Source organism: Sphingomonas sp. R86521, assembly GCF_042466235.1.
Lineage (GTDB): Bacteria > Pseudomonadota > Alphaproteobacteria > Sphingomonadales > Sphingomonadaceae > Sphingomonas.
Map to the genome: position 1 here is coordinate 2,236,547 of NZ_JAXHBY010000001.1, position 13,934 is coordinate 2,250,480.

8 protein-coding genes are annotated in these 13,934 nt (G+C 66.9%); 4 read left to right on the forward strand and 4 right to left on the reverse strand.

Going from position 1 to position 13,934, the window contains the following annotated elements:
* Nucleotides 1-105 precede the first annotated feature (105 nt).
* The 3 genes from SJY20_RS10380 to SJY20_RS10390 form a co-directional block, all read right to left on the reverse strand.
* Nucleotides 106-1,392 carry a glycoside hydrolase family 130 protein gene (locus SJY20_RS10380; protein WP_380788650.1) on the reverse strand — a complete coding sequence of 429 codons (1,287 nt, stop codon included), beginning with the start codon at nt 1,390-1,392 and terminating at the stop codon, nt 106-108.
* A gap of 68 nt (nt 1,393-1,460) precedes the next feature.
* Entirely contained in the window at nt 1,461-4,460 is a 3,000-nt protein-coding gene (locus SJY20_RS10385) for a glycosyl hydrolase family 28-related protein (RefSeq protein ID WP_380786780.1), read from the reverse strand.
* On the reverse strand, nt 4,460-4,705 hold the full coding sequence (locus SJY20_RS10390; RefSeq protein WP_380786782.1) for a helix-turn-helix transcriptional regulator: 246 nt from the start codon (nt 4,703-4,705) through the stop codon (nt 4,460-4,462). The genes SJY20_RS10385 and SJY20_RS10390 overlap by 1 nt, the downstream gene beginning before the upstream one ends.
* A 233-nt stretch (nt 4,706-4,938) precedes the next feature.
* Between SJY20_RS10390 and SJY20_RS10395 the strand changes: the two genes are divergently transcribed.
* Together SJY20_RS10395 and SJY20_RS10400 are read left to right on the forward strand one after the other, a co-directional pair.
* Nucleotides 4,939-6,285, forward strand: coding sequence for a gluconate:H+ symporter (locus tag SJY20_RS10395; RefSeq protein WP_380786783.1), 1,347 nt, complete (start codon nt 4,939-4,941; stop codon nt 6,283-6,285).
* Nucleotides 6,286-6,300: 15 nt separating this feature from the next.
* On the forward strand, nt 6,301-6,978 hold the full coding sequence (locus SJY20_RS10400) for a FadR/GntR family transcriptional regulator (protein WP_380786785.1): 678 nt from the start codon (nt 6,301-6,303) through the stop codon (nt 6,976-6,978).
* A gap of 5 nt (nt 6,979-6,983) precedes the next feature.
* Here SJY20_RS10400 and SJY20_RS10405 read toward each other — a convergent pair whose 3' ends face one another.
* Entirely contained in the window at nt 6,984-7,478 is a 495-nt protein-coding gene (locus SJY20_RS10405; protein ID WP_380788652.1) for a gluconokinase, read from the reverse strand.
* 212 nt (nt 7,479-7,690) lie between these two features.
* Here SJY20_RS10405 and SJY20_RS10410 point away from each other — a divergent pair, with 212 nt between their 5' ends.
* Nucleotides 7,691-10,744, forward strand: coding sequence for a glycosyl hydrolase family 28-related protein (locus SJY20_RS10410; protein WP_380786786.1), 3,054 nt, complete (start codon nt 7,691-7,693; stop codon nt 10,742-10,744).
* A gap of 120 nt (nt 10,745-10,864) precedes the next feature.
* Entirely contained in the window at nt 10,865-13,882 is a 3,018-nt protein-coding gene (locus SJY20_RS10415; RefSeq protein ID WP_380788654.1) for a TonB-dependent receptor plug domain-containing protein, read from the forward strand.
* Nucleotides 13,883-13,934: the final 52 nt, after the last annotated feature.

A 13,934-nucleotide genomic window follows, 5' to 3' on the forward strand; every position in this document is an offset into this window, starting at 1 on the left:
TTGGAGGGCGCGATAAGCGGCGGTTGCTGCGCCGCCGTTACGGTTTTAAGAATCGCGTGTCAGCAGAATTTCATTTTGGCTTAATGTAGCGGTATCCCCGGCGGGTCAGGCGGGGACCATGACGCTCAGCAGATCGTCGACATCGGCGACCGCGAACGCGGTATATTCGTCACCGATCGCATAGGGCAGCAGGATCCGGCGCCCGGACAGCAGCCCACCACAGCTATAGGTCACGTTCGGAACATAGCCGCCACGCTGCTCGGCGCTCGGGAACAGCAGCGGCGACGCGGTGCGCGCCAGCACCTTGGACGGATCGTCCTTGTCGAGCAGGCACGCGCCGATGCAGTATCCGCGGATCAGGCCGACGCCGTGGGTGAACACCAGCCAGCCCTCGTCCAGCTCGATCGGCGATCCGCAATTGCCGAGCTGGACGAACTCCCACGGATATTTCGGCGCCATGATCGGCACACCCGTTTCCCAAGTGAACAGGTCGTCCGATTTCAACAGCCAGATGTTCTCGCTGTCCTGCCGCCCCAGCATGACGAACTTGCCGTCGATCCGGCGCGGAAACAGCGCCATGCCCTTATAGCCGGTCATCGCCCCGTTCAGCGGCCGCATCTCGAACGTGCGCAGGTCGACCCCGCGCAGCATCTCCTGGCGAACCGTTTTTCCATCGAACGCGGTGTAGGTGCCGATCACGCTCCGGACGCCGTCATCGTCGGTGAAGTTGACCAGCCGCAAATCCTCAACGCCCTGGCGCTGGCTCGGCAACACCGGGAAGATCACGGTCTCCGAGACGTGCTGGCTATCGTCGCACTCCAGCCGCACCCAATCATTCTCGGTCCGGTCGATCCGCGGCGGCACGCCGTTGGCGCTCGGCGGATGCACCACCAGCGTATCGCCGGGTCCCCAGATTCCGGTACGGAATGTCACCGACGAGATATGCCCCTCGCCGATGCCGCGCAGCGACAGCAGGAACTGCACGTGACCCTCGTCGTTCGGGACCCCGTCCGTCAGATGGACGATGCTCGGGTTGAACAGCGCAGCGGACTCGAAAGCGTATTCCTGGCTGAAATACGCGCCGATCAGGATCTGCTCCTCCCGGTCCGGCGAAATGTCGCCGATCTCGTCCTTCACTTCTTCATACCGCCGCAGGAAGACCTGCTCGGCGCCGCGGTGGCGCTCGTTCATCGGTTTCGCCAACAACGACAGCATCCGCGTCCGGGCGTCAGGGTCGAGCGCATGCAGCCGCGCCGCGACCATCTCCGGGCGAGGCGGCCGGCCATCGGCAAACGCCGATGGATACGCGAAGTCGAACGGCCGGATCACGGTCCGCGAAGGGTCGGGCTTGAGCTCGATGTCGAGCTTGGTGAACACGTCGGCTGCTTGCATCATGGTCTTGCCGTAGCCGGTCGAACGGCGGTGGGCGAGCGATCTTCATCGCGATCCGAGGAATCGGGTCAGATACCGATCGCGTACAACGCATGATGCGTCAGAATGAACAGCGTCCGACGATCCGCACCCCCGACGACGAGTTGCAACGGGCGGTCCGGCACGTCGATCCGGCGCAGCATCCTGCCGTCGGGACCATAGACGAAGACCTGGCCGTTCGCGACGTACAGGTTGCCGGCCGCGTCCCTCGCGACACTCTCTCCGCCGCGGTCGGCGACCACCTTGAGGTCGGTCACCTGCCCCGCATCGCCGACCAGCCCGCTATAGGTCCGGTTCTCCGATCCGTTGGTCAGCACGATGCGCTCGCCGGGCTTTGCGGTGACGAAGCCATACGCATCGAGCGTATCGGACCACCGCCAGCCCTGATGATCGTCCGGCCCCTGGTTCCAGACGCGGAACGCCGGCAACGCCAGCGATCCGTCGGGTGAGACATATTCCTGCGGCTTGGCCTCGCCCATCTTCTGCGTGAAGAAGTCGGCGATGGTCGGGAACTGGTACGTCGTGGGATCGATCCGGTCGGCGAACTCGCCATTCGCCCATACGTTGACGGGTAACACGGTGGCCGCATCTCGGCGCGGCGTGGTCGTGGTCGGCGCGATGACCCTGACCTCGGCCGGTTTTGCCGGGTCGATGCTGTACACGGTCGCGTCCCGTCCTGCCGACGACAGCACGAGCAGGTCGCCCGACCGATCGACCGCCAGGTTCACCGCATCCAGCGGCGCATCCGCGACGATCGACAAGCCTTCGCCATTCGACCAGCCATGGATCCGCTGAAAGTAGCGATCGATGAAGTACAACTTGCCCTTGGCATCGACCGCACCACCGGCGATCGAATAGAACCCGTCCGCCAGCTTCTCGACACCTGCCGACACCGGCACGGCGGATGCCGTGGCCGCGACGGCGGGTGCAGCTGGAACGTCGAGCTTCGCGAATTCCAGTTCGCGGACCTGTTGCTGGCGGGTCATGTCCTTGATGCTGGTCTCGAACGGATATTTGCTGGCCCGGGTGTACGTGCCGCAGCCCTTGGCGTCGCAGCTCGCAAACCCGCTCTCGGCATTCACATGCACGTTGCGGAAACGGATATCGCCGGACGCATAGAGCTTCACCGCCGCATCCATCGACTTGATCGAACGCGTGACGCGGTAGGCGTGGTAGTTCGCGAACAGGATATTGCGCGAATTGCGCATCTCGGTGGAAATCGCGTTGACGCCGTCGCGCACCTCCTGCTCGGTCTGGGGCGCCAGGAACTCCCAGTTCTCGACGTGATCGAGGGCGATCTCCGCACGGTAATGATGCTCGGCGGACAATTGATACACGTGCCCAGGCGTCTTGGTGTCCGAGACATAGAACCCGGCCGACGCCAGCGTGTTCGGCGACCACAGAGCGGCGAACGTGCCGCCGCCGCCGTCGGTGATCCAGATACTCGGGTGTTGCCCGTCGAAGCGCGCGCGCGGATCGCCGAAACCGATCGGGCTGCCCTTGGTCAGCACGGTGCCGCCACCGCCCTGGATCTTGACGTCGTTGACCATCGACGCTTCGCCGGCCTTCCACAGCAGCGCGGTCGCGCGCGGGTTGACGCCCCCGGTCCAGAGCCCGAGTCCCGAGACGATCGCGTTTCCGCCCTTCGCGCTCTCCAGCAGCGCCTTGGCGCCGCCCACGCCCATATACGCCGGGGTCTCGTCGGGCAAATAGAGGTGCGTCAGGCTCGGGTGCAGCGCGATCAGCACGCTGTCCGGTCGCAGCTTCAGCGTATCGGTGACGCGGTAGCGCCCGATCGGCAGGTACAGCACGCGGTGCGTGTCGATCGCGCGTTGCAGCGCTGCGGTATCGTCGGTGGTATCGTCGCCCTTGACCCCCAGGTCGTGGACGTCTGCCCAGTCGCGGACCGCCGGCAGCGCGCGGATCGCGGGCGCGCGGCGGGCCGGCAACCGTCCGATCGGTGCGATCGACACGTCCGTCGCGTAGTCGCCGATCGTGCCGAGCCCGGCCAGCTTCAGTCCATAGAAGAAGTCGGCGACGCGGTACGTGGCCCCTGCTCCGGCGACGGCTTTCCCGCTGTCTCGGAACCGCGCGAAAATCGGCGTGTTCGACGCCACCGCATTGTCGAAGCCGACCTGCGTGAACACGCTGTTCTCGGCGGACACCACCACGCCAGCCTGCGCGATATTCTCGAACCGGACGTCCTTGCCATACAGCGAATCCGAATAGCCGCGGTCGATCTCGACGCCGACCGGCGCATTGCGGAATGCGACGTTGATCAGCGTCAGGTCGACCTCATGTTCGCGGATCGCGGCATCGCGCTGCCCGTCGAAATCGGAATCGATCAGCGTGAACTGCCAAGCCGGCGAGGTCTTTTCGGTCAGGATGCCATAGCGGCCCCCGAAGAATTTGAGGTCCTCGAATTCGTTGCCCGCCTGATAGACCCCGGCGAGACCCGACCCGATATGGAAGTCGGCGTGGCGGATATAGCCGTGCTGCGCGACGCGGAATCGCACGGCGACCGCCCCGGCATTACCCGCGCCGATCCGGAAATCGACGTTCGACAGCGCGGAATAGAAGGTGCTCGACGTCGCGTCGAAGATGCTCGGATCGAACGGGACGCTGGTGCGCGGTGGCACCGGTGCCTTGCCGACGCGGTACTGGTCTTCGCCGGTGAAGCTGACCATCGCTGCGACACCCGTCCCGAACCCGGCGGCATTGTCGCCTAGCAGGATTTCCGGCCGGGTCGGTCCGACGCCGAAGATCCGCACCGCGGTCCGTACAAAGATCGTCCGGCTGATCCGGTATCGGCCCGACGGCAGGAAGACGATGCCACCGTGGCTGCCAGCCGCAGCGGCATCGATCGCCTGCTGGATCGCGGCGCTGTCGTCGGCGCGACCGTCGCCGACGCCTCGTACGGTGACCGCGAGCGGATCCTTCGGCGCGCTGAGATACACCGAACTCGACTTCGCAAGCGCGGGCGCCGGCAAAAACAACGCCGCGCTGCAGAACAGCCATGTGCCCCGCATCAGAGCGTGCGCAACGACAGCGTCTGCGCGACGATCGCCGCCTGCGTCCGGTTGTGAACGTTCAATTTCCGCATCAGCGCGGTCATGTGGACCTTCACCGTCGCCTCGGCGATGCCGAGGTCATAGGCGATCTGCTTGTTGAGCAGCCCCGAATGAACCCCGCGCAAGACCTTGATCTGCGTCGGCGTCAGCTGCGGCGCCGGTTGCGGTGACGGCGCGCACGCGGAATTCCGATTCGCTTCCATGAGCATCCTCCCAATCATTGGCTCCACCGGTCCGTTCATGCGGATTCGGTTGGACAGGTTTTGAGTATGGCGCCCCTATTTACACCCGATCAAGCCAAATTTGTTGGCAGCGACAAAAAATCTGTCATACAGATCCATGACAGGCGAACACGCCGTCGGACTGCTTTGGAGGGAGCCTGAATGCCGCGAACACCGGTCCGTTACGCTGGGCTGCAACCGACATGGTCGCGGGCATGATCAGCCCCGACATGCGTCTGGTGATCGCCGCACTGGCGGGCATCGCGCTCGCGGTGCTGATGATCGTTCGTGGCCGGCTGCATCCGTTTATCGGCCTGCTGTGTGGCGCCTTCACCGTCGGCCTGCTCGCCGGACTGCCGCTTCCCGACGTCGCAAAGGCTGTGCAAAAGGGCGTCGGCGATATCGTCGGCGGTACCGGGCTGGTTGTCGCGCTTGGCCTTTCGCTCGGCGCGATGCTGCATCTGTCGGGTGCGGCCGCGGCGCTGGCGCGCGGCGCCCTGCGGCTCACGGGTGTGCGGGCCGCGCCCTGGGCGACGCTTGGCATCGCGATCGTGATCGGGTTGCCGCTGTTCTTCGAGACCGGCCTGGTCCTGCTGCTGCCGATCGTCGTCGCCGCGGCGGAGGAAATGGCCGGCGCGAACGATGCCAAGGGCGACGCGACCAAGCTGTCGCTGATCATGCCCGCACTGGCAGGGCTGGGCGTCGTGCATGCGCTGGTGCCACCCCACCCCGGCCCCTTGCTCGCGGTCGAGGCGCTCGGCGCCGATCTCGGTCGGACGATGCTCTACGGCATCCTCATCGCCATCCCCACCGCGATCATCGCTGGTCCGGTGCTCGCCAGATTCACCACGCGCGGCGTGCGTCTGGCGCCGTCGGTGACCGCCGAAGCCAGGCTCGATATCCCGGCACCGCCGCTGGGCCTGTCGCTGCTGATCGTGCTGCTGCCCGTCCTGATGATCGCGACCGGCGAGCTGGGCCAGATGGCTCCCGCACTGAAAGGGACCGCCTGGCTTGTCGCCGCAAGCAATCCGGTCGTCGCATTGCTGCTCACCAACCTGCTGGCGTTGCCCCTGCTGTTCGGCCGCCGGCTGCGCGACGCCGCGATCCAGGATGCGGTGTGGCGCGAGACGATGGCATCGGCGGGCGCCATCCTGCTGGCGATCGGGGCGGGCGGCGCGCTGAAGCAGGTGCTCGTCACCGCCGGGCTGTCCGACCTGCTGGCGCGCACCGTGATGATGTATGCGATCTCGCCGCTGCTGCTCGGATGGCTGGTCGCGGTCGGCATCCGCCTCGCCGCCGGCTCCGCGACCGTCGCGACGATCACCGCGGTCGGGATCATGCCGGGAGTCGTTGCCAGTTCCGGCGTGTCGCCCGAACTGGTCGTGCTCGCGATCGGCGCTGGCTCGGTGTTCTTCAGCCACGTCAACGATCCCGGCTTCTGGCTGGTCAAAAGCTATGTCGGCACCAGCACCGCGGACACGTTCCGCACCTGGTCGTTGCTGGAGACCACGATCTCGGTGGTCGGCCTCGCCCTGGTCATGGCGCTCAGTCATGTCATTTGATCGAAGGCCGCACCAATGACCGAGGAACGGCTCGCCGACCGCGCCTATACCGCGATCGTCCGCATCATCATCGACGACGGCCTCGCGATCGGCGACCGTCTGCCCGCCGAGGCGCAGCTGGCGGCGACGTTCGGCATGTCGCGGACGATCGTACGCGAGGCGCTGGCGCGACTCGCCTCCGACGGCATCGTCCAGGCGCGGCGCGGCGCCGGATCCTACGTCACGCGCCGGCCCTCCGAACGGCTCGGCACGCACATGTCGATGGATGGGCTCGCGACCACGCTCGGCACCTACGAGGTCCGCTTCGTACTGGAGGCCGAGGCCGCGCGGCTGGCTGCGCAACGCAGGTCGAACCGCCAACTCGAGGAAATCGAGCGGGCCCTGGAAGCGCTACGCACCGCCCTGCTCTCCAACGCGCCCGCGCATGACGAGGACTGGCTGCTGCACCGCGCGATCGCCGAGGCGACTGCCAACGCCGCGTTCCTGCCGGTATTCGACCATCTGGGCGAGGACGTGATGCGCATCCTGCGCGCCGGCGTCGACATCTCGCGGTCACGCCCGCCCGAGGTAATCAAGGCGATGATGGACGAGCATGATGCGATCGTCGACGCGATCCGCACGCAGGATGCCGATGGCGCCGCGCTCGCGATGCGCTGGCATCTGTCGCAGGGGCGCAAGCGGCTGATGCCGTGACCGCTTCAGCGCGTGTCCGGCCCCTCGATCCACGCCAGAACCTGCGCGCACAACACATCCGGCGTGCGTGCCGCATCCAGTATCAAAGCGCGCTCGCCGACACCGGGTCGCTCGAGCGTCGCCAGCTGGCTGCCGAGCAGGCTCGCCGGCATGTAATGGCCGGTGCGGGTTTCGAGGCGTCGGGCCAGTTCGTCCGGTCGGGTATCGAGCAGCGCGAACGCCAGCGGAACGTCCGACGCCGCCTGGAGGCGCTCGCGATAGCTGCGCTTCAACGCCGAACACGCCGCCACCGCGATGCCGGTCTCTGCCGACGCCGTGCCGATCGCCGCACCCAGCCGGTCGAGCCACGGCCAGCGATCGCTGTCGTCGAGGGCGTGCCCGGCGTGCATCTTGGCGACGTTGGCGGCGGAGTGATAATCGTCGCCCTCGATCAGCGGACAGCCGAGCCTGCTGGCCAACGCGGACGCCAGCGTCGACTTGCCGCTTCCGCTTACCCCCATCACGACGATCGCGCGGCGACCATCCGTCTTTCGCTCTGCCTGCACCGATCGACTTTCGCTTCGGCCGCACGGCCATGTCTGTGGGGAACGCTATCGCGCCGCGTCACGCGCTTGACCATTACGACCTTTGTCGCGGTCGCGATAACGCGCGGCGCCGCCTATGCCTATCGTCGGCGTAAACCGCCGCGACTTTCGGGAACGGATCGACAGCCATGACAGCCACACGCGCGACGCGCATCGCAGCCGCCCTGCTGGCCAGCGTCTCCACGGCGGCGATCGCCGCACCCTCCCGTTCGGTATTCGGCTCCGCACCCGCCGATCCGCGCGCCGTCACCGTCGTCGCGCGCGGCGACGGCGTCACCGACGATGGCCCAGCGATCCAGCGCGCGATCGACACGGCGGCGGCAAAGGGCGGCGGCGCCGGAGGGGGGGGCATCGTGTTCCTGCCCGCCGGCCGCTACCGGATCACGCGCACGCTCTTCATGTGGCCGGGCGTCCGGCTGTTCGGGGTCGGCCGCACCCGACCGGTGTTCGTGCTGGCCGCGGCGACGCCAGGATTTCAGCGCGGCGTCGGCAACATGGTGTTCTTCACCGGCAACCGCCCCGCCGCCGAGGGACCCGACCGCGGTCCGGTTCCCGTGCCGGTCCCGCCGCCGACCAGCGTCCCGTTCGACCCCGGAATCGCCGACGCCAATTCCGGCACCTTCTATTCGGCGATGGCGAACGTCGATTTCGAGATAGGCGAAGGCAACCCGTCGGCGACCGCGGTGCGGTTCCACGCCGCGCAGCACGCCTATCTCAGCCATATCGATTTCCGCCTCGGCTCCGCGCTGGCCGGAATCTACCAGGTCGGCAACCTCGGCCAGGACCTGCGCTTCTTCGGCGGTCGCTACGGCATCCTTACCGAGAAGCCGTCGCCGGCCTGGCCCTATACGCTGCTCGATTCGACCTTCGAGGGGCAACGCGACGCCGCGATCCGCGAGCATGAGGCAGGGCTAACGCTCGTCAACACGGTGTTCCGCAACGTGCCCGTCGGGATCGAGATCGACCGTGGCTATGGCGATTGGTTGTGGGGCAAGGACGTCCGCTTCGAAAACGTCGCGAAGGCCGGCGTCGTGATCAGCAACGAAGGCAACGCCTATACGCAGATCGGGTTCGACAACGCCGTCGCGTCCGGCACGCCGGTATTCGCGAGCTTCCGGGACAGCGGCAAAACGGTCGCGGGCCCGGCGCCGCGCTACCGCGTCCGCGAATTCACCCATGGCCTGACACTGCCCGCGCTTGGCACCACCGGCAGCATCGCGACCCGCATGGACGCCGCGCCGATCGCGACCCCCGCCCGCCCCCGCGACCCTGCGATCCGTGCGCTGCCGCCGGTATCGGCCTGGACCAACGTCCGCAGCCTGGGCGTCCGCGGTGACAATGCGACCGACGATACCGCCGCCATCCAGCGCGCGATCGACACTCACCGCGTGCTATATTTCCCGGCCGGCTTCTACCGCGTCACCGACACGCTGACACTGCGCCCCGACAGCGTCCTGATCGGCCTGCACCCGAGCATGACGCAAATCGTCCTGGCCGAGGACAGCCCGGCCTATAGCGGCATCGGCAGCGCGAAGGGCTTGATCGAAAGTGCCAAGGGCGGCGCCGCGATCGTGTCGGGCCTGGGCCTTTCCACCGGCGGCAGGAACCCGCGCGCGACCGCCTTGCTGTGGCGCGCGGGCGCGATGTCGCTGGTCGACGACGTCAAGTTCCAGGGCGGTCACGGCACCTTCCTCGCCGATGGCAGCCGCGTCGATCCCTACAATGCCGACCACACCGCCGATGCCGACCCGGCGAAGCGCTGGGACGGGCAATATGCCAGCCTTACCGTCACCGATGGGGGCGGTGGCACCTTCAACGGGCTGTGGACGCCGAACACCTACGCGCAGTCCGGGATGCACGTCTCGAACACCAGCACGCCCGGCTATGTCTACCAGATCTCCGCCGAGCATCACCGCCGCGCGGAAATCGTGCTCGACGGCGTGCGCAACTGGCAGTTCCTGGCGCCGCAGACCGAGGAGGAGGCCGGCGAAAGCCGCACCGCGGTGGCGCTGGAAGTGCGCAATTCGCGCGACATCCTGTTCGCCAATTTCCACGCCTACCGCGTCACCCGGTCGCTCGAGCCCGCCCCCGCTGCCGTGACGCTGTACGGGTCGACTAGCATCCGCTTCCGCAACGTCCATGTGAACGCCGAGAGCGGCTTCTCCACCTGCGACGCCATTGGCTGCGGCACTTATCTGCGTGCCAGCAAATACCCGTATGAGAACGCGGTCCGCGACGTCACCCACGGGCTGGACGTGCGCGAACGTGAATTCGCGGTGCTCGACGTCACCGATGCTCCCGCCCCGCCGCCTGCCCCGACGCTGGCGCCGGTCCGGAAAGTCGCGGACGGATTCTATTCGCTGGGCGGCGGCGTGGTCGATGCGGCGGGCAAGCTCTACTTCGTCGATCGCCAGTTCCAGCGCATCCATAGCTGGTCGGAGAAGGACGGCCTGTCGATCGTCACCGATGCGCCGCTCGATCCGGTCAACCTCGCGATTGATCGATCGGGCACGCTGATGGTGCTGTCCTCGGCAGGATCGGCCGGGACCGTCTACGCGATCAAACCCGCGGCGCCGCAGACCGTGCAGGTCATCCCCGCGACTCCCGCTGCGGCTCGGGATGGCGCCCGCATCGCTCTCCCGAGCAGTGTCTGGAACAACGGCGAATTCCGCGATCAATACGACCCCGCCACCGACCATTTCACGACCCTCGCCGAGATGTTCGCGCGCGACGCTGCGGCACCCAAACCGCTGAACTACGTCTCCCCCGATGGCAGCCTGGTCCTGCCCGCCTATCGCGTCTGGCAGCAGGGACCGGCCGATCACCGCGGCTGGCGATTCTCGGATACGCTCGACACCTACGGCCTGATCACCGGTCGCGTCGGCGATCGCGTCCATGTCGCCAACGGTTCGGAGGATCGCACCTACAGCGCCATGTTGGGCACCGGCGGCACACTGACCGACCTGCGCCCGTTCGCCCCCCGCGGCGGCGAGAGCGTCGCGACGGGGCCCGACGGCCACGTCTACATCGCCAACGGCCAGGTCTTCGCCTACGCCCCGGACGGCCGCGAACTCGGCCGCATCGATGTGCCGGATCGCCCGCTGCAACTGCTGTTCGGCGGACCGGACGGACGCTCGCTCTTCATCCTGACGCACCACGCGGTGTACGTCGCACGGCCCTGACGACTGCGACCTTGGTCGTAGATGATAACGTCACCAACATCCGGTACAACACCCATCAGGAACGCGCGGCCAAGCCCATAAACGGCACCCCGCGCGCAAGAAGGGGATGTGACGATGGGTATGCGCAATCGACGGTTCGCCAACGGTATTCGCGGCAGTGCGACGAGCCTCGCCGTCCTGGCGACCGCGCTCGCCGGTACATCTGCGTTGGCCCAGATCACGCCCGCTCCCGACGTCCCCGCCGCCACCCGGTCGGCCGACCCCGCGGCGCCCGACCAGCTGATCCAGTCGCCGACCGCCGAAACCGACCGCACGGCGTCGGCGGCGGACGTCGTCGTCACCGGTACGCGCATCACGTCGAGCGGCTACAACGCCCCGACCCCGACGACCGTGATCGGCGAGGACCAGATCCTCAAGAACGCACAGCCCAACATCTTCACCGCGATCGCGCAATTGCCCTCGCTGCAGGGCTCGACCGGAACCTCGACCGGCACGTTCAGCACCTCCAGCGGAACGCAGGGCCTGAGCTCGTTCTCGCTCCGCGGCCTCGGCCCGATCCGCACCCTGACCCTGCTCGACGGCCAGCGCGTCGTCGGCGCCAACGTCACCGGCGTGCCCGACATCAGCATGTTCCCGCAGCTGCTGGTCAAGCGCGTCGACGTCGTCACCGGCGGCGCATCGGCATCCTACGGCTCGGACGCGGTCGGCGGCGTGGTCAACTTCATCACCGACACCCGCTTCACCGGGTTCAAGGCGAACGTCCAGGGCGGCATCACCAATTACGGCGACGACAAGCAGGCGCTGGTCCAGGCTGCGTTCGGCACCGCACTGTTCGGCGACCGCCTGCACCTGATCGTCAGCGGCGAATATGACGACGAAGACGGCGTCGGCCCAGGCGATTTCGGCACCGATCTCGCCAAGGGTCGCAACTGGTACCGCGCCACCACGCTGGTCAACACCGGCCAGACCAACAACGGCCTGCCGCAGTTCAACTACCGCGATTATGCCCAGCCCTACCAGTATGCACGCTACGGCCTGATCAACAACGGCCCGCTGCAGGGCATCGCGTTCGACCAGAACGGCGCGCCGTACAATTTCAACTATGGCTCGAACGGCCGCCCGACCGGCACCGGCGGCGTCACCAACTGCTTCCCCGCCAACAGCTTCTGCGTCGGTGGCGACCTGTCGGGCGCACCCGGATCGGGCGCATCGCTCAAATCCTCGCTCGAACGCCTCAACGGCTTCGGGCGGATCGGCTTCGATTTCGCCGACAACAACGAAGCCTATGTCACGGTCAACCTCGCGCAGGTGAAGACCAGCAACCAGCCGAGCCCTGGCTACAACCGCCCGAACCTGACCGTACAGTGCGCCAACCCCTATCTGCCGCAGTTGGTGCGCGACCGGTGCGCTACCGCGGGCATCACGCAGTTCAACTTCGGCACCAGCAACGGCAACTTCCCCGACCCGCTGGTCCAGACCGACCGCCGCCAATACCGCTTCGTCGGCGGGCTGAAGGGCAAGTTCGACATCGGCAGCACGCCCTGGTCCTACGATGCCTATTACGAACATGGCATCACCCTGGCGGCGATCGACGTCGACAGCACCGTGCTGCAACCCCGCTATGTCGCAGCGACCAACGCGATCACACTCAACGGCGCGATCGTCTGCGCCGATGCGGCCGCGCGCGCGACCGGGTGCCAGCCGATCAACGTCTTCGGCGGCGCGCAACCCTCGTCGGCCGCGCTGGCCTATGTCACACCGGCGAACGGCCCGCTTCAGCGCACCAAGCTGACGCAGGACGTCGCCAGCCTCAACTTTTCCGGCGAACCGCTCAAACTTTGGGCCGGCCCGCTCGCGGTCGCATTCGGCGGCGAGTATCGCCGCGAATTCTACCGCGTCCACGGCGATCCGTATGGCGCCGGTGTCACCACCGTCAGCCCCAACAGCACCGCCTATCCAGCCGATCCGCTTCTCAATTCCACGCTGGGCAGCAACTGGGCGGCAGGCAACTACAAGAACGGCCGCGGCAAGTACGACGTGTACGAGGGCTTTCTCGAACTCAACGTACCGCTGTTCGACGGCAAGGGCATAGGTCGCGCCAACCTCAACGGCGCGGGCCGCGTGACGCATTACAGCACATCGGGCACGATCTGGGCGTGGAAGGTCGGCGGTACCTGGGACACGCCGCTGGACGGCATCCGCCTGCGCGCCGTCACGTCGCGCGACGTCCGTGCGCCGAACCTGTCCGAACTGTTCGCCGCACCGACCGTCACCACGTTGCCGAACTTCACCAATCCGTTCCCGCCGGGCGGCGGCGTGCAGGCGTTCCAGAACACCGTCGGCAACCCCAACCTGAAACCCGAAATCGCGCGCAATACCGAACTCGGGATCGTCCTGTCGCACCCGTCATGGGCGCCGGGCCTCGGGCTGTCGTTCGACTACTACAAGATCAAGCTGGACGGGGTCGTCTCGACGCTGTCGCCCGACCAGATCGTCCGGTTCTGCTTCGAGGGCAACCAGGCGTTCTGCGGCGGCTTCGTGCTCAACAGCCCGGTCCAGGGCGGCAACTTCATCAACGTCCAGCCGTTCAACCTCGCCTCGTGGAAGACCAGCGGGTTCGACATCGAAGCGAGCTATCAGTGGAAGCAGCCACTCGGCATCCCCGGCAACTTCACGCTCCGCGCGCTCGGCACGCATGTGAAGGAATTCCTCGTCGACGCCGGCATCGCGGGCGTGAGCGTCGTCGACCAGGCCGGTGCCAACAACGGCGCCACCCCCAACTGGAAATGGCTGGCGACGCAAAGCTACGACAACGACGTCTTCAGCATCAACCTGCAGGAGCGCTGGTTCTCGGACGGAGTGTTCGGCAACCAGTATGTCGTCTGCACCACCGGGTGCCCGGCCTCGACCGCCAACAACCCGACAATCGACTATAACAAGATGAAGGGCGCGTTCTACTTCGACCTCGGCGGTTCGGTGAACGTGACCAAGCAGGTCAGCCTGTTCTTCAAGGTCGACAACGTGTTCGACCACGACCCCGAGCCCGCCCCGCAGACCAACACCGGCCTCGACGTCAACCCTGCGCTCTACGACACGCTGGGTCGCTTCTACCGCGCCGGTGTCCGGGCACGGTTCTAGAACGTCGCCCCCCTGCCCCGCCACCGCGATCGCTTCGTCCGATAGGACGAGC

Excerpts from the sequence above, each read along its gene's own strand:
- SJY20_RS10390 (WP_380786782.1), bottom strand. The coding sequence starts at position 4,705 with ATGGAAGCGAATCGGAATTCCGCGTGCGCGCCGTCACCGCAACCGGCG.
- SJY20_RS10380 (WP_380788650.1), bottom strand. The coding sequence starts at position 1,392 with ATGCAAGCAGCCGACGTGTTCACCAAGCTCGACATCGAGCTCAAGCCC.
- SJY20_RS10415 (WP_380788654.1), top strand. The coding sequence starts at position 10,865 with ATGCGCAATCGACGGTTCGCCAACGGTATTCGCGGCAGTGCGACGAGC.
- SJY20_RS10385 (WP_380786780.1), bottom strand. The coding sequence starts at position 4,460 with ATGCGGGGCACATGGCTGTTCTGCAGCGCGGCGTTGTTTTTGCCGGCG.
- SJY20_RS10395 (WP_380786783.1), top strand. The coding sequence starts at position 4,939 with ATGATCAGCCCCGACATGCGTCTGGTGATCGCCGCACTGGCGGGCATC.
- SJY20_RS10400 (WP_380786785.1), top strand. The coding sequence starts at position 6,301 with ATGACCGAGGAACGGCTCGCCGACCGCGCCTATACCGCGATCGTCCGC.
- SJY20_RS10410 (WP_380786786.1), top strand. The coding sequence starts at position 7,691 with ATGACAGCCACACGCGCGACGCGCATCGCAGCCGCCCTGCTGGCCAGC.
- SJY20_RS10405 (WP_380788652.1), bottom strand. The coding sequence starts at position 7,478 with ATGGGGGTAAGCGGAAGCGGCAAGTCGACGCTGGCGTCCGCGTTGGCC.